This window comes from Nocardia tenerifensis NBRC 101015 (assembly GCF_000308715.1).
Lineage (GTDB): Bacteria > Actinomycetota > Actinomycetes > Mycobacteriales > Mycobacteriaceae > Nocardia > Nocardia tenerifensis.
Window position 1 is genome coordinate 48,634 of sequence record NZ_BAGH01000351.1, and the last position, 22,557, is coordinate 71,190.

Genomic DNA, 22,557 nt, shown 5'->3' on the forward strand with positions numbered 1-22,557 from the left:
ACGGATCGTGCCAGACTGCATATCGGCGCGTTTCCCCAGACCCCGTCTGGGCATCCGGGGAGCAGCGCCGCCCAGCGGTCCCAGTCCCGACACCAAGCCACTCGACGAAAGTGACGCACGGATGGATCCGGTAGAAATCACGGTGCCCGCCTCGGCGGAGGAAACGTTCACGGTGCTGGCCGACGGCTGGTTGTACGCCCTGTGGGTGGTCGGCGCCTCGCACATCCGCGACGTCGACGAGGGCTGGCCCGCCGTCGGCACCCGCATCCACCACAGCGTCGGCCCGTGGCCGATGACGCTGTCGGACACCACGAAGGTGCGCGACGTGGACGAGCCGAGGATGCTCGAGCTGGAGGCCCGGCTGTGGCCGGTCGGCTCGGCGTTGATTCGCCTGGAGCTCACCGAGATCGGCCCGCACAGCACCCGGGTCACCATGTTCGAGCGCGCGATCAGCGGCCCGGTGTCACTGGTGCCCGGCGCGGTTCAGCAGATGGCGCTCACGCCGCGCAACAAGGAGTCACTGTCCAGGCTGGCCGATCTGGTCGCGGGCCGGGCCCGCGAGGGCAAAGCCCAGTAGACCCGATCCGGTCAGGCGATGGACAGCGCGATGCCGTCGAGGATGTCGTGCTCGGACACGACGAGCTCGGAAATGCCCGCGCGACGGGCCAATTCGTCGGCGAGCACCTGGGCGATGACGGCGCCGCCGCCGATCACGTCGACGCGGCCGGGGTGCATGGGGCCGAGGGCGGCGCGCTCGTCATGGGTCATGCCGACGAGCCGATCGCTCACGGCGCGAAGCTGATCCAGGCCCAGGCGGCTGAGATGCACCTTCGCCGAGTCGTATTCGGGCAGGTCGAGGGCCACGGCGGCGAGCGTCGTCATGGTGCCCGCGACACCGACCCAGGTGTGCGCACCCTCGACGGGCACACGGGCGAAGGCCTCGGCTAGTCGCTCGGCGGCGAATTCCCGTGCGGCGGAGACCTGTTCGGCGGTGGGCGGGTCGCCGGGCAGGCAGCGCTCGGTGATCCGGACACAGCCGATGTCGGCGGAGAACGCGGCTTGCACGCCGTCACTGTCGCCGAAGACCAGCTCGGTAGAGCCGCCGCCGAGGTCGACCACCACGAAAGGCCCGGCCTCGCTGGACAATTCGCCGATCGCGCCGGCGAACGACAGGCGCGCCTCCTCGTCACCGCTGATCACCTCGGCCTCGGCGCCCGGCACGACGGTGCCGAGTTCGGCGCGGGCCATGGCGAAGAAGTCCTCGCGGTTGGCCGCGTCGCGGGTGGCGGAGGTGGCCGTCATGCGCACCCGGGCGACGCCGGTCTCCCGCATGAGCGCGGTGTACTCGGCCAGCGCGACCCTGGTGCGTTCGATGGCCTCCGGCGCGAGCGAGCCGGTGGCGTCGACGCCCTGGCCGAGCCGCACGATCCGCATCTCGCGGTGCACGTCGGCCAGCGTGCCGTCGTCGCGCACGTCGGCGATCAGCAGTCGGATGGAGTTGGTTCCGCAATCGACGGCGGCTACCCGGTCGCTCATGCCCGCGCTCCGTTCTCCGGCGCGCCGGACCGCGCGTACCTCGGCCAGTCGGCCGGAATCGCGGTGCCGCGCAACCCATTGTCGGCGGCCAGGGCCACCGCCTCGTCGCCGAGCGGATTCACGCCCGGTCCCTTCGCCAGCGCGTGCGCGATGAGCACGTGCAGGCACTTCACCCGCTCCGGCATGCCGCCGCCGGTGAAATCTGTTCCGAGCGACTCGATCTCGTCGCGCTCGGCCAGGTAGCTTTCGTGCGCCGCGCGGTAGGCGGCGGCCAAATCCTCGTCGGCGCCGAGACGTTCGGTCATCTCGCGCATCACGCCGGCGGACTCCTGCCTGCTCGCCTCGGCGGTGAGCCGCGGGTCGGTCAGGTAGTACAGCGTGGGGAACGGCGTGCCGTCGGGCAGGCGCGGTGCGGTCTTCACGACGGCCGGAATGCCGTCCGGGGTGCGATAGGCGACGGCGAGCACGCCGCGTGGCTCGCGGCCGAGCTGCGTGGCGATGATCGCGAGATCCTCGGCCGCTACCGTTGTCTCGCTGGGCTCGGTCACCTGGGTCCTTCCGATGCTGGCGGCGGCGCCACCGGCGCGGCGGGCGGTGGCGTCTTGTCGGCCGAGGGGGTGGGCTGCGGTTCGGAGATGCTGCGCCACAGCTCGGTGTACCAGGGGTCGGGCTCGCGCGACCTGGTCACCGCGGTCGGCGGGGCGGCGGCCTCCATGCCGGGCACCTGCACGATGTACGGGGTCTCGCCCGGCAGCACGAGCCGCAGCCGGTCCCTGGCCTCCGAACGGATGTAGGCCGGATCCTGTTGCTGCGCACGACGATCCCGCAACCGCGCGAGATCGGCCTCCAGGTCCTTGCGCTGCTGGGCCAGCTGCGCGGCCTCGGCCCGCTGGGTGAAGTAGGTGCGCATCGGCACGGCCAGGGTGAGCGCGAGCGCGCACACCACGATCGCGAGGATGACCGCCTTGCCGGTGGACAGGCCGAGGATCGTGCGGTCGTGCCGGTCCCCGCCGGACCCGGCGGCGCGCGCGCCGACCTTCTTCGGCTCGGCCTTCTTGTCGTCGGATCGCCTGCGCGCGGTGCGTTTTACCGCGGCGGGCCTGGCGGCCGTCTCCGTATCGGACCCGGCCTTGGGGCGCGAGCGCGCCGAGCGCGCCGAGCGCGACGTGCGGCGGTCCCCGCGTCCGGCCGGACTGGTCCCGCGCGCACGTCGCTCGCTCATTCCGCGTTCCTCGACTAGCCCTCGAAGGCGAAGCGCGGGAACGCGACATCGCCCGCGTACCGGGCGGAGTCGCCGAGCGCGTCCTCGATGCGCAGCAGCTGGTTGTACTTGGCCACCCGCTCGCTGCGGGCGGGCGCGCCGGTCTTGATCTGGCCGCTGCCCACCGCGACCGCCAGGTCGGCGATGGTCGTGTCTTCGGTCTCGCCTGAACGGTGGCTCATCATCGTCTTATAGCCGTTGCGGTGCGCGAGTTCGACGGCGTCCAAAGTCTCGGTGAGCGTGCCGATCTGGTTGACCTTCACCAGCAGCGCGTTGGCGGCGCCCTTGGCGATGCCCTCCTCCAGGCGCTCCGGGTTGGTGACGAACAGGTCGTCGCCGACGATCTGGATCTTCTCGCCGATTTCGTCGGTGAGCGCGACCCAGCCGTCCCAATCGTCCTCCGAGAGCGGGTCTTCGATGGAGACGAGCGGGTAGGAGCCGAGCAGCTCGGCGTAGAACTGGGTCATCTCGGCGGCGGTGCGGACACTGCCCTCGAACTTGTAACCGCTACCGGTGGTGTAGAACTCGGTGGCCGCGACGTCGAGCGCGAGCGCGACATCGCTGCCCAGCTTCAGGCCGGTCTTGGCGATGGCGCCGCTGATCAGGTCGAGCGCCTCACGGGTGCCCGCCACGTCGGGGGCGAAGCCGCCCTCGTCGCCGAGACCGGTGGACAGGCCCTTGGACTTCAGCTCCGCCTTCAGCGCGTGGTAGACCTCGGCGCCCCAGCGCAGCGCCTCCTTGAAGGTGGGCGCGCCGATCGGGGCGACCATGAACTCCTGGACGTCCACGCTGGTGTCGGCGTGCGCGCCGCCGTTGAGGATGTTCATCATCGGCACCGGGAGCACGTGCGCGTTCGGGCCGCCGAGGTAACGGAACAGCTCGAGGCCGGAGGACTCGGCCGCCGCGCGGGCCACCGAGAGCGAGACGCCGAGCAGGGCGTTCGCGCCGAGGCGGGACTTGTCCGGGGTGCCGTCCAGGTCGAGCAGCACCTGATCGACGGTGCGCTGTTCGACCGCGTCCAGGCCGATGACGGCGGGCGCGATCTCGTCGAGCACGCCCTCGACGGCCTTCTGTACGCCCTTGCCGCCGTAGCGCTCGCCGCCGTCACGCAGCTCGACGGCCTCGTGCTCGCCGGTGGACGCGCCGGAGGGCACGGCCGCCCGGGTCAGGGTGCCGTCGTCGAGGGCGATCTCGACCTCGACAGTGGGGTTTCCGCGAGAATCCAGGATCTCGCGAGCTCCGACCTGTTCGATGATGGCCACGAAAACGAACTCCTTCGGCTGCGGGCACGGTGAGTAGTACGGGAATTGCCGTGCGCTGCGAGCCTAGCGTCCGCCGAGCTCGGCGGGTAACCGGCACTCCGGTGCGGCAGGTCATACCCGGCGGCCGACGCTGTAGGCGGCGGCACGGTCGCGCACGGTCAACAGGTAGCCTCTGGACTGGTTGTAGGTGAGCAGCGCCTTCTGCCAGCCGTATTCGGAGGTCAGGTCGCCGCCGCTGGCGCACAGGTAGCGGGCCGCGGTGAGCGCCGCGTCGTCGATGTTCTGCGGGTCGGCCACGCCGTCGCCGTTGGCGTCGACGCCCCAGCGCTTCCAGGTCTCCGGGATGAACTGCAGCGGGCCGATCGCCCGATCGAACTCCGGGTCGCCGTCCAGCGCGCCGCCGTCGGTGTCCTTGACCAGCGCCACGCCCGGCGCACCGTCGAGCGGGATGCCGATGATCGGCGGGCGCACCGTGCCGTCCTCGTCGACGTGCGCGCCGCGATGGGTGCCGTGCATGCTCTCCACGCTCGCGATGCCGGCGATGGTCGTCCACGCGATGCCGCAGTCCGGCCTGGATCGGGCGAGCACGCCCGCCGCGTAGCCGTAGGCCTCCAGCGCGATCGGCGGGATGGCCATGCGCTCGGCCTGCTCCTCGGCCCAGCCGCGCAGCTGGACCGCCGTGCGGCCGGGGCCGTCCAGGTCGATCACCGGCAGCGGGGTGCCCGGGCCGGGCGGGATGCCCTCGGGGATCGGCGGGAGATCGCGGTCGGTTCCGCAACCGGCGAGCGCGAGGGTCACCATGACGGCGGCCAACGCGCCGGTCTTCTTCAGGAGCACTCCACCAATCATCCAGATCCGGCGGGGCGGCGCGCGGAACTCAGCCGAGCAGCTCGCGCGTCGCGGGGTGCGCGGGGGCCGCGAGGATGGCGCGGGTCGCACCCGATTCGACCACTCGGCCGTGATCGAGCACGAGCAGGCGCGGGCAGTAGGCGGCCACAAGGGCCATGTCGTGGCTGATCACGAGCAGGCCCATGGCGCGCTCGGCGCGGAGGCGGTCGAGCAGAGTCATGATCGACTCCGCGGTGGTGTGATCCAGGGCGGAGGTGATCTCGTCGCAGATCAGGACCGTGGGTCGCGCGGCGAGCGCGCGGGCCAGGGCGACTCGCTGCCGCTGGCCGCCGGAGAGTTCGTGGGGGTAGCGGACGGCCAGCGCCGGGGACAGTTCGACGGAGGCGAGCAGGGCCTCGATCTCCTGCGCCACTCGGCGGCGCGGCACCGCGGCGAGGCGGCGCAGTGGGCGGCCGAGAGTTTGGGCGACGGTTCTTCGTGGGTTGAGTGCGGAGCGTGGGTTCTGGGTCACCAGTTGGATGCCGTTGCCGCCGTTGGCTGTTCGCTTGCGGCCGGTGAGCGGGAGAGATGTGCCGTTCAGTTCGAGGGAGCCCGTCGCGGTGCGGTGCAGGCCGGCGACGGCTCTGGCGAGGGTCGTCTTGCCCGCGCCGGATACGCCGACGACGGCCAGTGCGGTGCCCGCTGCCAGCTCCAGGTCGACGTCCGCCAGGATTTCCCGGTCGCCGATCCGCGCGTTGATGTTGTTGGCGCGCAGTAGTAGTGGGCTGGAAGCCGTGGCCGAGGAATCCGTTCGGAGCACCTCGTCGGCAAACCCCCGGCGCGAGTCCGCACTGAGCGGTGTTGGGACTTCGCGGGGCAACCTGTCGCGAGTCGCTGTAACTCGCACCGGCGCAGCGAGTTCCGGCGACCGGCACCCATTGTCTGCCGTTCCTTCTGTGGGGGCACGACTGTCGGGAACGAGGCTCGGCACGGCGACCGCGCTGCCGAGTTCGATCACGTCGGTCGCGATCGCGTGCACGGTGGTGGTGTCGTGGCCGGAGAGGAGGATGGCGGTGGCGCGTTCTGCGGCTATCTCGGTGAGTAGGTGGGCGATGTCGGTGCGTAGTGCGCCGTGCAGGCCGGCGAGGGGTTCGTCGAGGATCAGGACGCCGGTTCGGCGGATCAGGGCGCGGGCCAGGGCGACTCGGCGTTGCTGGCCGCCGGAGAGTTCGGCGGTTCGGCGGCGTAGGTGTTCGGCGGAGAGGCCGACCAGCTCCAGCGTCTCGAGCACCTCGGCGCGGGAGGCGTGTCCGGCGACCTCGCGCACCAGGTTGTGCACGCGCATCAGCGGATTGAGCGCCGAGCCGGGATCCTGGCCGACGTAGGCCACGTTCGTGCGCCGGAAGTGCTGCCTCGCAGCAGGATCGAGCGCGAAGACGTCGTGGCCCGCCACGCGGACCGAGCCGCCGCAGCGTGCGGCGCCGGAGGGCAACTGTCCGAGCAGCGCTCGCATCAACGTCGTCTTGCCCGATCCGGAGGGGCCGGTGAGTGCGGTGATCTCGCCCGCGGCCATCCGGAAACTCATGGGGCCGAACAAATCCAGGCCCGTCGAGGCGCGCACCGACAGCTTGTCGACCACCACCCGCGGCTCAGCGCGGTTCTCCGGGCTCGGCTCGACAGCATCGGACCGCCCCGCACATCCCGGGGGCAGCTCGACACCGGTGCGGCGCTGATCGATATCGACGGCGGGGTCACTCACCGCGGCTCCCCTCGGCCGAAGGCCGTGACGGCCAGGTTCACGCTCACCGCGACGATCGCGATGGCCAGGCTCGGCGCGAGCACCGCCCACGGGTTGAGCAGCATGCCGGAGGCGTTCTCGCGCACCATGACCGCCCAGTTGCTCGCGCCGACGGTGGTCGGCAACTGCAGGAACGAGGCCGTGCTGACGACGTAGACGGCCGTCACGAAGCGCAGGCCGAGCTGGGCGGCGATCACCTCGCGCAGATTGGGGATCACCTCGCGAAAAACCAAGTGCGACAGGGTTTCGCCGCTCGCCTGGGCCGCCTCGACATAACCGGAGGCCGCGACCCCGGCGGCGGCCGCGGCGAAAACCCTGGCGCAGTACGGGGTGCCGAAAAGCAGGGCGACGACGAGCAAGCCGGCCGCGCCCGCGTCCGGCCAGGAGGTCAGTACCAGCAGGATGCCGAGCACGGCGGGCAGCAGCATGGCGAAGTCGGTGGCGTGCTCGATCACCAGGCCGACCCGCGGTCGCAACGCCGCGACGGTGCCGAGCACACACGACAGCGCGGTCACCGCGACCGCGATCACGGCGGAGAGCAGGAGCAGACCCCAACCGCCGTAGAGCAATTGGCTCAGCACGTCGCGGCCCAGGCGGTCGGTGCCGAGCCAGGCGTCGGAGTCCGCGGGACCGAATGGGATGCCGACGGGCGCCTCGGCCGCGTGCGGCGCCAGCGTGGGGCCCAAGACGGCGAGCACCGTGACCAGCACGGCCGGCAGCACGGTCAGCAATCGAAGACGTTGTGCCCGAAGCTGTTTCGCAGACACTGCCGACGACTCATGGGCACGCCGGCGCAGTAGAGATCTCATCCGCTCCCCCGCAACGACCACGCGCGAATTCCGTCGGCCACGGCGAGCACGCACATGATGACCGCGCCGGACAGCGCGACCACCGAGGCGACCACCGACACATCGCGATCGGCCACCGAACCGGCGAGCACCGCGCCGAGACCCGGATAGTTGAAGATGGTCTCCACCACCAGCGATCCGCCGAGCACCATCCCGACGGTGGTCGCGAAGCTCGCCACGATGGTGGGCAGCGCGAACGGCAGGACGTGCCGCAGCAGCACGGCCGGCGTGGAGATGCCGTCCAGCACAGCGCTTTCCACGTGCGGCGACTGCGCCGCGTCCACCATCGCCGCGCGCACCACCTGGGTGTTCCAGCCGATCTGCGGGATCGCCAGCGCGAGCACCGGCAGCACCAGCATGTCAGGGCTCGCCGGGAAGCCCGAGCGGCCGGTGATGGTGACGGCGGGCAGCCACCCCGCGGCGAGCGCGAACACCAGGATCAACAGCGTCGCGACCACGAACTCCGGAATCGCCGCCGCGATGGTCGTCACGGGCCGCATCAGCCCCATCCCGCCGTGCCGGATCGTCCTCGCACGCTCCCGGACCACCTCACCGCGTCCACCGGTCCCCACACCGAACCCGACGGTCGAATCCGCTTGGATCTTCTCTGCCACAGCGCCATTCGGCGCAACACTCGGTCGCGCCGACCACCACACGCCCAGCACCAGCGAGACGACCACGGTCAGCAACACCGCGAGGCCGCCGAGCAGCAGGGTCGGCGGGAACTTGGCCGCGAGCAGCTCATTGATGGATCGCCCGCGCGCGGTGTGCCCGAAGTCGCCGGTCGAGACGCCGGAGATCCAGTCCCAGAACCGTTGCGGCAGTGGCCGATCGAGCCCGAGTTCGTGCTCCTTGGCCGCGATCCGTTCCGGTGTCGCGTCCCGGCCGAGCACCGCGCGCGCCGTATTGCCCGGCAACAGGTCGACGACCACGAACACCGTTGCCAGCAAACCGATCAGCAGTGCGATGCGCCGGGCGAGCAGGCGCGCGAACGAGATCACTCCGCCAACCAGGCTCGTTCCAGCTGCACCCTGGCGAAGCCGCCGAGCGTGGGCAGGTCGTGTACCCGGGTGGAGGCGATGTCGATGCCGTCGGCCATGCCCCACACCAGGTACCCGCCGCGATCGTGCTGGATCCGCTGCACCTCGCGGCAGGCCTGCGTGTAGTCCGCGTCACTCTGCGCCGCAAGGGCTTTCGCGGTGGCCGCGTCGAACGCCGCGTCCTTGAAGGCGGTTTCGTTCCGGTTGGACGCCCCGGCCATCAGCTTGTCCGCGTAGAAGAGCACCGAGTCGTTGGTGCCCCACGAAACGGTGTAGAGCGGCGCCTTCAACCAGGTCTGGTCGTAGAAGGCGTTCGACTCCTGGGTGACCACGTCGAGCCGGACGCCGATATCGGCCAGCTGGCCCGCGATGACCTTGGCCGACTCGACCTCGCCGGGCGCCTCCGCCTTGGTCACCAGCGGGTAACTGCGCCCGGTGTCGAAATTCGCCTCGCGCAGCAGCGTTTTCGCGCGGTCGACGTCGCGGGTGCGCTGCGCGATGGACGTGTCGTACTGCGGGTCGGCGGTGCCGAGAATGTCGTTGGCGACCGTGCCGTACCCCGAATGCACCTGATTCACCAAGGCTTTCCGGTCGACGCCGAGCCGAACCGCCTCGCGGACCCGCGCGTCCGCGAACGGCCCGTCCGCGGCGCGCATCGCGACGCCGAGCATGGTGTCGTTGCCGCGGCGCACCACCCGCAGGTCACCGCGCCCCTCCGCGGTCCGGCCCGCGATCGCGCCGACGTTCGACGCGAGGTCGATCTGCCCGCCGAGCGCCGCGTTCCCGAGCGCGGTCACGCTCTCGAACATGGTGACCTCGACGGCGTCGAGCAGCGGCGCGGGGCCGTGCCAGTGCTCGTTGCGCACCAGCCTGGCGTTGCCGCCCTGGTACGACTCCAGCCGGAATGGCCCGGTGCCAACGGCTTTGGTGAAGTCGGTGGTGTCCTTCTTGACGGTGAACGTCATCAACCGCACCAGCAGCGGCAGCTGCGTGTTCGGCTGCGGCACGGCGAGCACCACCCGATTCGGCCCGTCCGCGGTGATGTCCTCCACCGCCACCGGCATTTTCGACGCGCCGCCGACCGTGCGCAGCCTGCGCAGCGACCACACCACGTCGTCCGAGGTGACCGGGGTGCCGTCGTGGAAGGTCGCGCCGTCGGCGAGGGTGAAGGTCCAGCGCCGGCGCTCGGCGTCGGGCTCCCACCGAGATGCCAAGCGCGGCGCGACATTCGGGTCGCCGCCCGGCACGGTGAGCGCGTCGTACACCAGCGAGGTGATCAGGAAGTCGCTGTCGTTGCTGAGGTTGGCGTGCGGGTCGCGTTCGCTGCGCGCCGCGGTGCCGAGCGCGCCCACCCGTAGCGTGCCGCCGCGACGCGCGGGGCCGGCCGACTCGGTGTCCTTCGAGCAGGCGGCGACGAAGAGCACCGCCCCGACGCCGAGACCGGACTGCAGGAGTTGCCGCCGATTCAAACCCATTGCGCTGCCTTCTTCCTGGACGAACAACCTCGCGCACGACCGCGAGGCGTGCCGACGCCCCGATGCGATCAGGACAGGCTAGCCTAATCGGTTACGCGCGCCACGCGGCCCCGATCGCGTCGAACTTCCCCATTGTTATGCGTTTCTGCTATTTTTGAAGACTCGCTTAGGTAAGCCTTGCTTAACGTCGCCAGACCGGCTAGCTTCGCAGATCGACGTCACTCCTGCTCTTTCGAACGATGCGAAGAAGGGACTCCCTCGGTGAAAGGCGTTCTCTCCGAACGTAAGACGCTTCACCCGCAGGATATCGAGCGTCGCGAACTCCCCGACGCCGCCGGGCGTGCGGTGCGTGAGCTCGCGCGGGAGATATCTACCACACTGGATTCGGCGCTGCGCGACGCGGCAGCGGCCGCCACCACCCTGACCGATCCGGTCCTGATCGCACAGATCGACGCCGGGGTCGCCGAACTGCCCGACGACGTCCACCACGCCCTGCGCCCGCCCGCCACCGCGGCGGGGGCCACCATCGTGCGCAGGCTCCCGCTCACCGACGACGAATTCGGCCCGACGCCGCCGGACTGGCGCGAGGCCGCCCGGTGGAGCGGCGCCGCCGACCTGCGCGCGCGCTCGTTCGAGCTCGACCTGGTCATGCTGCTGCTGGCCCGTTGTGCCGGTGAGCCTTTCGGCTGGCAGGGCCAGCAGGGCGGGCGACTGGTCAACAACATTCTGCCCTCCCCAGGCCACGAGCACGAGCAGTCCGGCGCGAGCAGCAAGACCCTGCTCAGCCCGCACTCCGAGGACGCCTTCCACCCCGAGCGGGCCAATCTGCTCATGCTCGGCTGCCTGCGCAATCCGGACTCGGTCGGCACCACGGTGTCCTCGGTCCGGCGGGTCGAGCTCGCCGCGGCGCAGCGGCGACTGCTCAGCACGCCGCTGCTGCCGATCCTGCCCGATGTCTCGTACGGCACTGGGCACGAACAGTATTCGGCCGCGCCGCTGCCGACGCTGTGGAGCCCGGCGGGCCCGGACGAGACCACGCTGCGCTACGACCCGGCCTACACCCCGCTCGACGATGCCGACCCCGAATTCCGCGCCGCCTACGCGAAACTCACCGACGAACTCGAGCGCGTCTGCGTCACGGCCGCCCTCACCCCCGGCGAGCTGCTGCTGGTGGACAACGACGTCGCGGTGCACGGCCGGGTGCCGTTCACCGCGCGCTACGACGGCACCGACCGCTGGCTGAAGCGAGTGAACGTGCGCCTGCCCGATCGACGGCGGCGGGCCGAGGAGTCCGACGAGAATGGTTACGGGCAACGGATCGTCGCCCCGTTCCGAGCGGCAGCCACCTCCGCGTTCGTGTCCGGCGGCCGCGAGCCGGTCCGTCCGGATGGACACCGGGTGAACCAGCCGGTGGCGACAGAGCGGGAAGCTACACATGATCGAGGATCCTTTGAACACCCGTGACCGCAGCACCCCTTTGCGGGTGCTGAGCCGCAGCGACCTGGCGGGCGTGCCGATCACGCCCGGCGACGTAGTGCGGGCCGTGGAGGACGCGTATCTCGCGTTCGCCGCGGGTGATTCGGACAACCCACGCAAACTCAGCGTGGCCAACCCCGACGGCTGGTCGGTGTCGTACGCGATGCTCGGCCGCGACGGCCGCCGCCGCGTGGTCGCGATGAAGACCTCCTACAAGTTCGACCCCGGCCACGATCGCAGCACCAAGCGCTACTACACGACCATCACGCTCTACGACGACAGCACCGGCGCGCCGATCGCGATGATGGACTGCGCCAGGGTCGGCGCGCTGCGCACGCCCGCGGTGTCGGCGCTGCTCGTGCGTGAGACGGTCCGGCGTGGCGCGGAGAGCGTGCTGCTGATCGGCACCGGCACCCAGGGCCGCAACGCGCTGCCGCACCTGCTCGCCGCGAATCCCCAGCTGCGCAAGCTGATGCTGTACGGGACACACCCGGAGGGCTTGGACGCGGTGCACCGGCATCTCGCCGAGTACTACCCGCACGCGCTGCTGGAGACGGTCGAGGATCCGCGGGCCGCCGCGGCGACCGCCGACGTGGTACTGGCCACCGCGGGGCCCGGCACCGAGGTCGCGCTCGAATCCGATGATCTCGCACCGGGTTCGACGGCCGTGCTGGTCGGCTACGGCCTCGCCCCCTCCGCCCTGATCGACGCCGACCGGGTGATCGCGACCAGCGCCGAGCAGATGGCGCTGACCGGCACGGACATGGTCGGGCCCGACGGAACCCTGCGCGCGGTGGACGCCGAACTGCCGCAGATCCTGAGTCGTCGCGCGGTCGCGCGCCGCTCGGACGAGGAGCGCGTCTTCGTCTACAACAGCGGCCTCGTGCTGACCGATATCGCTGTCGCGCACGCGCTGGCCGAGCGCGCCATCGCGGAGGGCCGCGGCACGGAGGTGCCCCTGTGGGATTAGACACCGGCGAGATCGGGGTGGCGCGCGAAACCACAAGCGTTGAGCCGATCAGCGCCGCCCCGGTCCCGGCGCACCTGGACGAGTGGGAACGCCGCGCGCTGGCCGACCCGAATCTGCTGGGTGACATCGCTTTCGCGGTCGGCGGGCCGTTCCACGTCATGTACCCGCCCCGGGTGCGCGGCAATATCGACGGATTCCGCGCCGCGTTCGAGCGCGCGGGTGTCGACGGAGTCATCTACTACGGCAAGAAGGCGAACAAGTCCGCGGCCGTGGTGCGGGCCTGCGCGGAAAGCGGTGCGGGCGTCGATGTTTCGAGCACCGGCGAGCTGACGGCCGCGCTCGCCAACGGCGTCCGCGGTGACGATCTGATGGTGACCGGGCCGGCCAAGTCCGACGAACTGCTCTGGCTGGCCACCCGGCACCGCGCGCTCATCGCCGTCGACGACCTCGGCGAGCTGGAACGCCTTGACGCACTGGGTGGCTCGGCCCGGGTCACGCTGCGTGTGCTGCCCGCCGGGTCGGCCAGCAGGTTCGGCCTGACCGACGAAGAACTCGAGCACGCCCTGTCCGCGCTCGGCGATCTTGACTCGATCCGCCTGGAGGGCTTCAGTTTTCACCTGTCCGGCTACGACGCCGCGGCCCGCACCGTACTGGCCCGCGAACTGATCGCCCGCTGCCTGCACGCACGCACACTGGGCCACCCCGCGACGACGCTGTCCATCGGCGGCGGGTTCGGCGTCGACTACGTGCCCGAGGCGGCGTGGACGGAGTTCACCGAGCGCGTCGATCGACGGTGGTTCCACGCGGGCAAGTCGTTCGAGTCGTACTACCCCTATCACTTTCCCGCGCCGGGCCCGGACATGCTCGCAGCGATCCTCGCGCACGACGGCCTCGCGGATAGCCTGCGCGACAACGCGATTCGGCTGGCGATCGAGCCCGGCCGGGCGCTGCTCGCGCACGCCGGGTTCACCGTCTTCCGGGTGCGGGGCAGCAAGGTCAGGCACGTCGACGGCGCGCCGTACCACCTGCTCACCGTCGACGGCACCAGCCTGAGCCTGTCCGAGCAGTGGTTCGAGAGCGAGTACCTGCCCGACCCGCTGCTGTGGCCGACGCGGCCCGGCACCGCCACACCCACCAGCGTCGGCGCGGCGACCTGCCTCGATTCCGACCTGCTGAGCTGGCGCCGCATCCCGCTGCCCCGCGCCGCCGCGGTCGGCGACCTCTTGATCTACCCAAACACCGCTGGCTACCAGATGGATTCGAACGAATCCGCGTTTCACGAACTACCGATCCCGCCGAAAGTGGTGCTGCACGACGCACCCGGCGACCGGTTCCGCTGGACGCTCGACGGCTGACCCCACCGAACCCATCCCCCCGAACGAGGAGACACTCCATGCCGCTCGTCACGCGCGTGACGGATCTGATCGGCCGCACGCCGCTGTTCGAACTGGCGACGACCTCGACCGGCACCCGGTTACTGCTCAAGCTCGAGCAGTTCAACCCGACCGGCGCGGCCAAGATCAGAATGGCCCGCGAGATGGTGCTCGACGCGGAGCGGCGCGGTTTGCTGACCGGTGGCGGGCATATCATCGAGTCCACATCCGGGAACACCGGGCTCGGTCTCGCGGTAGTCGCTGCCGAACGTGGGTATCGCTTCACCGCAGTGGTCGATCATCACGCATGTAAGGACAAGCTGCGCGCAATGCGAGCAATGGGTGCGGAATTGGTGTTCGTCGCCGACGACGGCGACGACACCCTGGCGACCTCGGCGCGGGAGGACCTGGCCGAGGCCATGGCGGCGGCCCGGCCCGACGCGTACTTCACCGAGCAGCACAACAACGACGCCAACGCCGTCGGCTACTACGCGGTGGCCGAGGAGCTGCTCGAGGATGTGGAGCGGGTCGACATCCTGCTCTCCTCGGTCGGCACCGGCGGTTCGCTGTTCGGCACCGCGACCCGGCTGCGCCAACTGGGTTGCCCCGCAAGGGTGATCGGCGTCGAGCCGGTCGGCTCCATCGCCTTCGGCGGCGAGGGCGGACCGTACTGGCAGTCGGGCACCGGCACCCCGCCCGGCGCCACCATCGGCACCGCGGTGGACTACTCGCTGCTGGACGAGGGCGTCAAGGTCTCCGATATCGACGCCTTCGCCACCGCCCGCGCGGTCGCCGCCGAACTCGGCCTGATGATCGGCGGCTCGGCGGGCGGCTCGGTGCACGCCGCGCTCAGCCGCCTCGACGAATTCCCGCCGGGATCGACCATCGTCACCCTCGTCTGCGACGGCGGCGAGAAGTACCTGGACACGGTCTTCGACGATGCTTGGATGGCCGAACGCGACCTGCTCGACCCCGCCGCCGAAGCCGAGGTACAAACCATGCTGCACCGCTACGCCCCCGCCGCCCGCCGCGCCGAGCTCGCGGAGGCGCGATGAAGCGATCGGTTCGACCCGGCGTCCGCGGGCCGCGAACGGAGGTAGCCCGGTGAACCTGTCGGGCTATCGGGCGGACAGCCGCAGGCTGACCGCGCTGGCCACGCCGATCGCGATGACGCAGCTGGCGCAGATCGCGGTGTCGACCACCAACGTCGTGCTGATGGGCACGCTCGGCGTGCAGCAGGTGGCGGCGGGCGGGCTGGCGATCGCGCTGTTCAACCAGATTCGCACCATGTGCGTCGGGTTGATCACCGCGAGCGGCAATCAGATCGCCACCGCGGTGAGCGCGGCGGGCAAGCGCGGCGACTCCCCCGACGACGAGATCGAGGACGTGCTCCGGTCGAGCTTCCTGATCGCCACGCTCGCCGGACTCGTGGGCGGCGCGCTGCTGATCGGGCTCGGCTGGGCGCTGCGCTGGCTCGGGCAGGACGCGGGGGTGCTCGCCGACGCGCGGCCGCTGATGGTCGCGCTGGCGCCGGGCCTGCTGCCGTGTCTGTGGTTCCAGGTGCTGCGGCAGTACACCGTCGGCATGCAGCGCCCGCAGGCCCTGCTGCTGGTCACGCTCGGCTCGGTGGTGCTGAATCTCGTACTGGCGCTTGCCTTCATCCACGGCCGCGCCGGGCTGCCGGAGCTGGGCCTCACCGGTATCGGCGTGGCGACCTCGCTGGTCTTCCTGATCACCTTCGGCGTCTTCTGGGCGATGGTGCGCCGCGACCCGCGGCTCGGCGCGACCCTGCCGCTGCGGCCGTGGCCGGTGCGCCGCTCGACCGTGCTCGCCGAGTTGCGGCTCGGCGGCCCCATCGCGCTCACCTACGGCTCCGAGGCCGGCATGTTCTCGGTGCTCGCGCTGGTCATGGGCAGCATCGGCCCGGCGGCGCTGGCCGCGCACAATATCGTCTACCAGATCATCTACATCGTGTTCCAGGTCGCCATCGGCCTGTCCCACGGTGCGTCGATCCTGGTGAGCCACGCGGTGACTCGCGACGAGTATCGGCACGCGCGGGCGCTGGCGTGGCTGGCGCTGCGCCACGTCGCCGTCGTCGGCGCGATCACCGGCGCGGTCTATGTGATCGCACCCGATCTCGTGCTGCGTCCGTTCTTGAACTCCCACGACTCCGAGACGATCCAGATCGCGCACACCCTGCTGCTGATCGGCATCGTCTTGCAGTTCTTCGACGCCGCGCAGAACATCGGGAACGGGTTGCTGCGCGGGCTGAAGCAGACCAACGCGGGATTCCGGTTGTCGGTCATCGGCTACTGGGGCGTCGGCCTGCCCGTCGCCCTGCTGCTGGCCTTCCCGGCCGGGCTCGGCGCGGCGGGGGTCTGGTGGGGTCTCACCGCGGGCTTGGCCACCACGGCCGTCCTGATGCTCCGCCGGTACTTCGCTTTGCTCGACACCGGGGAGCGGGCGCGGCCGCGGTGGGTGCGAGAGGCGCCGGAAAGTTTGCGCAGCCCAAGCTGATTGCGAACCGGCGGCGCTGATTCGAGGGCGGGGCGAGCGACCGCGCGGATCTTCCCGATGCCCGCAGGCCGACAGAATCCGGAAGATCCGCGCTCGTTCGCGCCGAATCAGATATGCACGCCGTAGTCGCGGGCGATGCCGGCCAGGCCGGAGGCGTAGCCCTGCCCGATGGCGCGGAACTTCCACTCGTTGTTGTGCCGGTACAGCTCGCCGAAGACCATCGCGGTCTCGGTGGACGCGTCCTCGGTGAGGTCGTAGCGGGCCAGCTCCACACCGGTCGACGCGTCGACGACGCGGATGAACGCGTTGCGGATCTGCCCGAACGACTGGTTGCGCGCGTCGGCGTCGTGGATGGAGACCGGGAAGAAGATGTTGGTGATGGTCGGCGGGGTGGCGCTGAGGTCGACGTTGATCACCTCGTCGTCGCCCTCGCCCTCGCCGGTCAGGTTATCGCCGGTGTGCTCGATCGAGCCCTCCGGCGAACGCAGGTTGTTGTAGAAGACGAAATGCTGATCCGACAGCACTTTCAGGTCCGGTCCGGTGGCCAGCGCGCTGGCGTCCAGGTCGTAGTCGGCGCCCGTCGTGGTGCGCACGTCCCAGCCGAGTCCCACCGAGACCTTGCTGAGGTTGGCTGCCTGCTTGGACAGCGAAACATTTCCGCCTTTGGCCAATGTGACGCTCATGAATCCCTTTCACGCGGCTCGTTCGCGCCGCCTTCGTTCCCGATTATCGTCGTGGGTCCCGGAACTGTTGTGCCCGTTCAGTTCTGGTCATCGGCCCAGGAGCGCAGGGTGCGCACCCGGCCCTCCAGCGCGTGCAGTTCGGCCGAGTCGAGCACGGTGCGCTGGATGCCGTCGGCCACCGCGAAGGCCGACTGGCGATGATCGTCGATTGCCTCGACATCGATCCGCACCGCCGCGTAGTCGGCGGCGTCGGGCATCTCTTCGGCGATGACCCGTGCGGTGCCGCGCGCGCACAGCGCGACATTGCCGCCGCCGAGGATCAGCAGCGCGACCTGCGGGCGCTCGCGAAGCCGGGCCAGCGATCCTCGGTCGAACTTGAGACTGAGCAGGATGCGCCGATCCCCGGCGCGCACCGGCCAGGACACCGGGATCGCGTGCGGCGCGGGGTCGGTGGTGACCAGCACCGCGATCGTCTCCTGCGGCCACTCCGGTAGCACGTCCAGCTCGGGATGATCGGCGTGATCTGTCGAGTGGTCTTGACGTTGCGCGGGGCTCGCTCCGGCTGCCATCTTCGTCACCTCATAGATCGTCGAGCGCGACGGGCTGTGCCGCGCTAGCAAGCAGTCTAAAGCGCTGGGCCGCTTGTCCGCTGGCGCTGCGCCCGATGTCCGAAGTGCTCTCAGCGGACTATCAGGCCGTGGTGAGCGTGGGCAGCGGAAGGGTCGCGGCCCATTCGCGGGCCATATCCTTAGCGCGTATCGCGGTCGACGCGTCGTGGCGCGCGTGCTCGCCGACCTGGGTCGCGCCGCGGCCGGCGAGCCGCTCGGCCGCGATCTCGCCGCCGCGGTTGAAGGTGTCGCCGTAGACGCTGTCGCCCAGGCCGAAGACGGCGAAGCGCAGACCGGTGAGGTCCGGGGCAGCGGCGGCGAGTTGGTCGAAGAACGGTTCCGCGCCGGTCGGCAGGTCGCCGTCGCCGTAGGTCGAGCAGACGATGACGTGGAAGTCGCGCACGTCCAGGTCGTCGACGGCGAAGTCGCTCATGTCGTAGACCGACACGTCGTGCGCGGAGAGCGCGTCGGCGACACTGTCCGCGACGGTCTCGGCGGTGCCCATCTCGGATCCGAACAGAATGACGACGCGCACGACGCTGGACTCCTCTCGAAAGTTGGTGAGGCTAGCCTAATTAACTCGACTCTTCGTCGCCACCCCTTCGCCGCCGGGGCATGATGCCCGTCACCGCCGTGCGCCGCCTGAGCTGGGGCGCAACCGCCCATACCGGGCGCGATACCGGGCACCACCAGGGCGGGCGCTGCCGAAGGGCGGTGTCAGGGGCAGCGAAACGGCAGCGGGTGGTATGGGGAATGCCGATTGACGAAATGTCACCGCGGATGCATCATTCGTACAGTCCCCGTTGTTGTCTGGGACATCTTCTCTTCGCCGGCCGATGATTGTCCGGCCCTGCGTGCCGTTTTCCGTGCGCACGCTCGGGTCGCGTACCCGCGCGCACAGATTCGGCACACCCCCATTCGACGCTCTGCGTCCCGCCGTGAGTGAGGTGAAAACGAAATGGTTTACCGATCGTCTACATACCGCGTGATCAATTCGTTCCTGCGCTACGGCATCGTGCCCCACTTCTGAATGCGACCGCGCCGGGCGCGGTACCGCACGACCGACGTCGCGACGTCGGCGGTGCGGCCGCTCGGTTTCCCGGCGCGGTGCCTAGGTGGTCGTCCCCAACAGAGCACGAACGAATGTGGAGAACAAGCTGATGATGGATATGGGGGCAGTGAACCCGAGGACCGTGGACATGGTGAGCCGGCCGATGGCGGGCAACCTGGTCGTATGGGCCTCGATGATCGAGGATCTCGGTTACCTGCGCGCCGCGCTCGCGGCGGCGGAGGTGCCGTTTCTCCTGGTGCGCGACCGTGGGCACCGGCTCGTGCTCGCGGCGGACGCGGCGCACCGGCCGATGGTGCGCCGGGTGACCGCGGGCGCGGTCGCGGCCGGCTTCGCGTGTGAAGAGGTGCAGGACAATGTCTTCCGGATCGGGCGCGACAGCGACCCGGCCCACCGGGTCGACCTGGAGCTGTGGCAGTACCACGGCGACACGGTCGAGTGCCCGCGCCCGAACGCGTTGACCCGCACCGTATTCGACCTCGCCGACGTCGAGCACACCCAGGTGCTGCTCTTCGACCGGGCGTGGCCGACCCTGGCCGACATGTTCGCGCCGCAGCCCACCGACGTGAACTTCGACATCGACCTGGTGTTCTCCTGGGTCGACGGCTCGGACCCGGAGTTCCGCGCCCGCCGCGCGGGCATGCTCGCGCAGGTGGTCGTCGGCGAGGGCGACGACGCCGACGCCCGCATCCGGCAGATCGACGAGCTGAAGTACGCGCTGCGCTCGGTGGACAAGAACGCGCCGTGGATCCGGCGGATCTTCATCGCCACCGACTCCGCCGTGCCGGCCTGGCTCGCCGACCACCCGCGCGTCACGATCGTCCGCGCGCTGGACCACTTCTCGGACACCAGCGGGCTGCCGACGTTCAATTCCCATGCGGTGGAGTGCCAGTTGCAGCACATCGAGGGGCTCAGCGAGCACTTCCTGTACTCCAACGACGACATGTTCTTCGCCAGGCCGGTGCGCCCGTCGATGTTCTTCACCTCCGCCGGGATCAGCCGGTTCATCGAGGCGGACACCAGGATCGGCCCCGGCCGGAACAACGAGCGGCGCAGCGGTTTCGAGAACGCGGCACGGGTGAACCGGGAATTGCTCAACGAGCGGTTCGGGTACCTGATCTCCCGGCACCTCGAGCACACGCCGGTTCCGTTGCGCCGCAGCGTATTACTGGAGATGGAGGAGGAGTTCGCCGCCGACTTCGCGCGCACGCGGGTCAGCCGGTTCCGTTCGGCCACCGATATCTCGGTCACCAACTCGCTGTACCACTACTACGCGATGCTGACCGGGCGCGCGGTGCCGCAGGAGGCGGCGAGGGTGCGCTACGTCGACACGACCAGCCGCAAAGGGCTCGCGCTGCTGGACGGCATCGCCCGCGAGCGCGACGTGGACTTCTTCTGCCTGAACGACGGAAGCTTCCCCGAGATCTCCGAAGCCGACCGGGTGCACGCGGTTTCGGAGTTCCTGTCGCGCTACTTCCCGGATCCCGCGCCGTGGGAACGGGTCAGCACACCGACTCGTCGTCCGATTCCGGAGTCGTCGCCCGGCGCCGCATGACATGTGGGATGCGCGCGGCCGGCGGGATGACGATGCCCTCGGCCGCGAGCGTCCGCGCGGTCTGCGCCGCGGTCGACGGCGAGCCGACGGTCTCGCCGCGCTCGATCGGGACCACCGAGTGCACCACCGTGTCCGGGTAGACGTGCACGTAGTTGAACGCCTGCGCGCCGTCGCGGCCGCGCAGGGCGCCCTGCTCGACGCCGAGATCCTGGCTGTAGCAGGTCGCCGACGCCACCGAGACCGGGATGCCCGCGAACGTCGCGTTGGTGGAGAAGTGCAGGTGCCCGGCCAGGATGGCGCGCACGTCGGTGCCGTCGAGGACGTCGGCCAGCCTGCGCTGGTCGCGGAGCTCGACGGTGACGGCGAGGTCGAGCACGCACGGTACCGGCGGGTGGTGCATGGCCAGGATCGTGCCGAACGGGGCCGGTTCGGCGAGCACCGATCGCAGCCAGTCCAGCTGCTCGTCGGAGATCTCGCCGTAGTGATGGCCCGGGACCGAGGTGTCCAGGGCGATGATGCGCAGGCCGTCGATCAGGTGCACCCGGTCCAGCGGCGCGGTCGAGGCGTGCTCGCCCAAGAGTTTGTGGCGCAGCAACCCGCGGTCGTCGTGGTTTCCCGCGACCCACACGATGGGGGCGGGCAAACTTCGCGCGAATGGCTCGATGAGAGCCTTGAGCTTGTCGTACGCGCCGGGCTCACCCTTGTCGGTGAGGTCGCCCGTGAACACGATCGCGGTCGGCTGAATGCGGCTGGCCGCGGCCTGCTCGAGTAACCGGCGTAATCGCTCGTCCGCGTCGACGTCGCCGTAGAGGTCGCCGTCGCCTGCGATGAGATGGGTGTCGCTGAAGTGGAACAACACATGATCCGGCCGCGGGTACTCCGCGACTCTGCTGATGTGCACCGAACCGAACGTCCTCCCCGGCGGTTTGCCCGCCATTGGCTTGGAGATTCCACCGCCACAATAGCGAAGGACTACCAACAGGTTTCCCGCCGGGCGGTGACGACATGCTTGCGGGAAGGTGAGGTTTCTATGTCGAAATCCCGGCGAACTGGCCGGACGTTAACCACGGCCGCACGCGGACGTGACACGTCTCACTACGACCGAAGGGCGCGAAGAGGCCCTGACTAGTGGGTGCGGCCGAGGGCATCGGCGGTGCGGAGGGCCGCGACGGTCATGTCGGCGTCCACGGCGAACGGTTCGTTGTGGATTGTTTCGGTGGGGGCGGTGGCGCGAGTTGCGATGGCGGACAGGGTGGTTGGGTCCGGGTCGGGCAGACCGAGGGCGGCGAGGGTGGTCGGCAGGCCGACCTCGACGCAGAAGTCGAGCACGGTGTCGATCTCGGCGGAGTCGGCGCCCTCCAGGACCAGCTGGGTGAGTACGCCGAAGGCGACCTTCTCGCCGTGCAGGAACGCGTGGGTCGCCGGGGCGGCGGTGAGTCCGTTGTGGACGGCGTGGGCGGCGGCGAGGCCGGAGGATTCGAAGCCGAGGCCCGACAGCAGGGTGTTGGCCTCGACGATCCGCTCGAGCGCCGGGGTGACGGCATGTTCGCGCACGGCGGCCAAGGCTTGCGGGCCGTCCGCGAGCAGCGTGCGGTAGCAGAGCTCGGCGAGTGCCGTGGCGCTGCGCGTCGATGCGCCGCCGCGCATATTGCGCACCCGCGCGGCCGAACACGTCCGGGCCTCGAACCAGGTGGCGAGCGCGTCGCCCATCCCCGCGACGAGCAGCCGCGCCGGCGCCTGGGCGATGGCGGAGGTGTCGACGAGCACGAGCGCCGGATTGCGGCGCACCAGTTGATAGGTCTCGACTTCGCCTGCGTCGGTGTAGATCACCGATAGGGCGCTGCACGGAGCGTCGCTCGACGCGGTGGTCGGGCAGCTGATCATCGGCAGGCCGAGATCGTCGGCCACCGCCCGCGCCGAGTCGAGCACCTTCCCGCCGCCCGCGCCCAGCACCGCCGTGCTGCCGCTGTCACGCACTCCCGCGGTGATCCGCGCGATCTCCGCCCTGGTGCATTCCCCACTCGAAAGGTGAACGGAGTAGGCGATTTTCGCGTCCGTCAGCGAGCGCTCCCACGCCTCGGCCAGCAACCGGTGCGCGCTGCGCCCCGCCACGATGGTGACCGGACCCTCGATCCCCAGCCGCGCCATCTCGGCCCCGAGCTGCTCGGTCGCCGCTCGCCCCTGCACGTAATGCCCCGGCGAGGAGAACACACTCAGCATCCGACACCTCCCGCTTCCCAAGCCGAGCCCCGCCGATT

Annotated in this window: 21 protein-coding genes; 7 read left to right on the forward strand and 14 right to left on the reverse strand. The window is 70.3% G+C overall.

The genetic code is table 11. The features are described 5' to 3' along the window. The first annotated feature begins 121 nt into the window (after positions 1-121). Positions 122-577, forward strand: a complete 456-nt coding sequence (locus tag ON39_RS27755) for an SRPBCC family protein (RefSeq protein ID WP_040738812.1) — start codon at positions 122-124, stop codon at positions 575-577. 11 nt (positions 578-588) lie between these two features. Here the strand turns inward: ON39_RS27755 and ON39_RS27760 are convergent, their stop codons facing one another. The 9 genes from ON39_RS27760 to ON39_RS27800 form a co-directional block, all read right to left on the reverse strand. Then, positions 589-1,536, reverse strand: coding sequence for a Ppx/GppA phosphatase family protein (locus tag ON39_RS27760; RefSeq protein WP_040738814.1), 948 nt, complete (start codon positions 1,534-1,536; stop codon positions 589-591). Continuing rightward, on the reverse strand, positions 1,533-2,084 hold the full coding sequence (locus ON39_RS27765; protein WP_040738816.1) for a DUF501 domain-containing protein: 552 nt from the start codon (positions 2,082-2,084) through the stop codon (positions 1,533-1,535). Before ON39_RS27765 ends, ON39_RS27760 begins: the two co-directional genes overlap by 4 nt. After that, on the reverse strand, positions 2,081-2,758 hold the full coding sequence (locus ON39_RS27770; protein ID WP_040738817.1) for an FtsB family cell division protein: 678 nt from the start codon (positions 2,756-2,758) through the stop codon (positions 2,081-2,083). Before ON39_RS27770 ends, ON39_RS27765 begins: the two co-directional genes overlap by 4 nt. Before the next feature lie 14 nt (positions 2,759-2,772). Beyond that, positions 2,773-4,059, reverse strand: a complete 1,287-nt coding sequence (eno, locus tag ON39_RS27775; protein ID WP_040738818.1) for a phosphopyruvate hydratase — start codon at positions 4,057-4,059, stop codon at positions 2,773-2,775. Between the two features lie 111 nt (positions 4,060-4,170). Then, on the reverse strand, positions 4,171-4,908 hold the full coding sequence (locus ON39_RS27780) for a lytic transglycosylase domain-containing protein (protein ID WP_040738865.1): 738 nt from the start codon (positions 4,906-4,908) through the stop codon (positions 4,171-4,173). 28 nt (positions 4,909-4,936) lie between these two features. After that, positions 4,937-6,646 (reverse strand): ABC transporter ATP-binding protein, encoded by a 1,710-nt coding sequence (locus ON39_RS27785; RefSeq protein ID WP_051187205.1) that lies wholly within the window; start codon positions 6,644-6,646, stop codon positions 4,937-4,939. Beyond that, entirely contained in the window at positions 6,643-7,407 is a 765-nt protein-coding gene (locus ON39_RS27790; RefSeq protein ID WP_246002817.1) for an ABC transporter permease, read from the reverse strand. The genes ON39_RS27785 and ON39_RS27790 overlap by 4 nt, the downstream gene beginning before the upstream one ends. Positions 7,408-7,490: 83 nt before the next feature. Continuing rightward, entirely contained in the window at positions 7,491-8,531 is a 1,041-nt protein-coding gene (locus ON39_RS50140) for an ABC transporter permease (RefSeq protein WP_040738867.1), read from the reverse strand. After that, positions 8,531-10,048 (reverse strand): ABC transporter substrate-binding protein, encoded by a 1,518-nt coding sequence (locus ON39_RS27800; RefSeq protein WP_040738821.1) that lies wholly within the window; start codon positions 10,046-10,048, stop codon positions 8,531-8,533. The genes ON39_RS50140 and ON39_RS27800 overlap by 1 nt, the downstream gene beginning before the upstream one ends. Positions 10,049-10,309: 261 nt before the next feature. Here ON39_RS27800 and ON39_RS27805 point away from each other — a divergent pair, with 261 nt between their 5' ends. Genes ON39_RS27805 through ON39_RS27825 form a run of 5 tightly spaced genes read left to right on the forward strand, consistent with a single transcriptional unit; the run spans position 10,310 to position 16,384 of the window. After that, complete coding sequence (locus ON39_RS27805) at positions 10,310-11,512, forward strand: TauD/TfdA family dioxygenase (protein WP_040738822.1); 1,203 nt, start codon at positions 10,310-10,312, stop codon at positions 11,510-11,512. Continuing rightward, on the forward strand, positions 11,484-12,494 hold the full coding sequence (locus tag ON39_RS27810) for an ornithine cyclodeaminase family protein (RefSeq protein ID WP_174412569.1): 1,011 nt from the start codon (positions 11,484-11,486) through the stop codon (positions 12,492-12,494). Before ON39_RS27805 ends, ON39_RS27810 begins: the two co-directional genes overlap by 29 nt. Continuing rightward, positions 12,485-13,849, forward strand: a complete 1,365-nt coding sequence (locus ON39_RS27815) for an alanine racemase (protein ID WP_085998273.1) — start codon at positions 12,485-12,487, stop codon at positions 13,847-13,849. Before ON39_RS27810 ends, ON39_RS27815 begins: the two co-directional genes overlap by 10 nt. Positions 13,850-13,887: 38 nt before the next feature. Beyond that, the gene (locus ON39_RS27820; protein ID WP_040738824.1) at positions 13,888-14,922 is read left to right on the forward strand and encodes a PLP-dependent cysteine synthase family protein; all 1,035 of its coding nucleotides are present in this window, start codon (positions 13,888-13,890) and stop codon (positions 14,920-14,922) included. A 49-nt stretch (positions 14,923-14,971) separates the two neighbouring features. Beyond that, a complete protein-coding gene (locus ON39_RS27825; RefSeq protein WP_040738825.1) occupies positions 14,972-16,384 on the forward strand; it encodes an MATE family efflux transporter in 1,413 nt (470 codons plus the stop codon). 107 nt (positions 16,385-16,491) lie between these two features. On the opposite strand, the gene ON39_RS27830 is transcribed toward ON39_RS27825, so the two are convergent. The 3 genes from ON39_RS27830 to ON39_RS27840 form a co-directional block, all read right to left on the reverse strand. Then, positions 16,492-17,067, reverse strand: a complete 576-nt coding sequence (locus tag ON39_RS27830; protein ID WP_040738827.1) for a TerD family protein — start codon at positions 17,065-17,067, stop codon at positions 16,492-16,494. Between the two features lie 77 nt (positions 17,068-17,144). Further along, complete coding sequence (locus tag ON39_RS27835) at positions 17,145-17,636, reverse strand: pyridoxamine 5'-phosphate oxidase family protein (protein WP_040738829.1); 492 nt, start codon at positions 17,634-17,636, stop codon at positions 17,145-17,147. A 121-nt stretch (positions 17,637-17,757) separates the two neighbouring features. Beyond that, a complete protein-coding gene (locus ON39_RS27840) occupies positions 17,758-18,210 on the reverse strand; it encodes a flavodoxin domain-containing protein (protein ID WP_040738831.1) in 453 nt (150 codons plus the stop codon). A 664-nt stretch (positions 18,211-18,874) separates the two neighbouring features. On the opposite strand from ON39_RS27840, the gene ON39_RS27845 reads away from it, so the two are divergent. Beyond that, positions 18,875-20,299, forward strand: a complete 1,425-nt coding sequence (locus ON39_RS27845; RefSeq protein WP_246002816.1) for a stealth family protein — start codon at positions 18,875-18,877, stop codon at positions 20,297-20,299. Here the strand turns inward: ON39_RS27845 and ON39_RS27850 are convergent. Both ON39_RS27850 and ON39_RS27855 read right to left on the reverse strand, forming a co-directional pair. Further along, positions 20,247-21,200 carry a phosphodiesterase gene (locus ON39_RS27850; RefSeq protein WP_174412570.1) on the reverse strand — a complete coding sequence of 318 codons (954 nt, stop codon included), beginning with the start codon at positions 21,198-21,200 and terminating at the stop codon, positions 20,247-20,249. The two genes, ON39_RS27845 and ON39_RS27850, sit on opposite strands and share 53 nt — an antisense overlap. Before the next feature lie 224 nt (positions 21,201-21,424). Further along, positions 21,425-22,519 carry a glycerol dehydrogenase gene (locus ON39_RS27855; RefSeq protein ID WP_040738833.1) on the reverse strand — a complete coding sequence of 365 codons (1,095 nt, stop codon included), beginning with the start codon at positions 22,517-22,519 and terminating at the stop codon, positions 21,425-21,427. Between the last annotated feature and the right edge of the window lie 38 nt (positions 22,520-22,557).

Bases quoted from the DNA above. Each gene is read 5' to 3' on its own strand.
- ON39_RS27755 (WP_040738812.1), top strand. From the start codon at position 122: ATGGATCCGGTAGAAATCACGGTGCCCGCCTCGGCGGAGGAAACGTTC.
- ON39_RS27760 (WP_040738814.1), bottom strand. From the start codon at position 1,536: ATGAGCGACCGGGTAGCCGCCGTCGATTGCGGAACCAACTCCATCCGA.
- ON39_RS27770 (WP_040738817.1), bottom strand. From the start codon at position 2,758: ATGAGCGAGCGACGTGCGCGCGGGACCAGTCCGGCCGGACGCGGGGAC.
- ON39_RS27780 (WP_040738865.1), bottom strand. From the start codon at position 4,908: ATGATTGGTGGAGTGCTCCTGAAGAAGACCGGCGCGTTGGCCGCCGTC.
- ON39_RS27800 (WP_040738821.1), bottom strand. From the start codon at position 10,048: ATGGGTTTGAATCGGCGGCAACTCCTGCAGTCCGGTCTCGGCGTCGGG.
- ON39_RS27810 (WP_174412569.1), top strand. From the start codon at position 11,484: ATGATCGAGGATCCTTTGAACACCCGTGACCGCAGCACCCCTTTGCGG.
- ON39_RS27820 (WP_040738824.1), top strand. From the start codon at position 13,888: ATGCCGCTCGTCACGCGCGTGACGGATCTGATCGGCCGCACGCCGCTG.
- ON39_RS27830 (WP_040738827.1), bottom strand. From the start codon at position 17,067: ATGAGCGTCACATTGGCCAAAGGCGGAAATGTTTCGCTGTCCAAGCAG.
- ON39_RS27835 (WP_040738829.1), bottom strand. From the start codon at position 17,636: ATGGCAGCCGGAGCGAGCCCCGCGCAACGTCAAGACCACTCGACAGAT.
- ON39_RS27845 (WP_246002816.1), top strand. From the start codon at position 18,875: ATGGTGAGCCGGCCGATGGCGGGCAACCTGGTCGTATGGGCCTCGATG.
- ON39_RS27855 (WP_040738833.1), bottom strand. From the start codon at position 22,519: ATGCTGAGTGTGTTCTCCTCGCCGGGGCATTACGTGCAGGGGCGAGCG.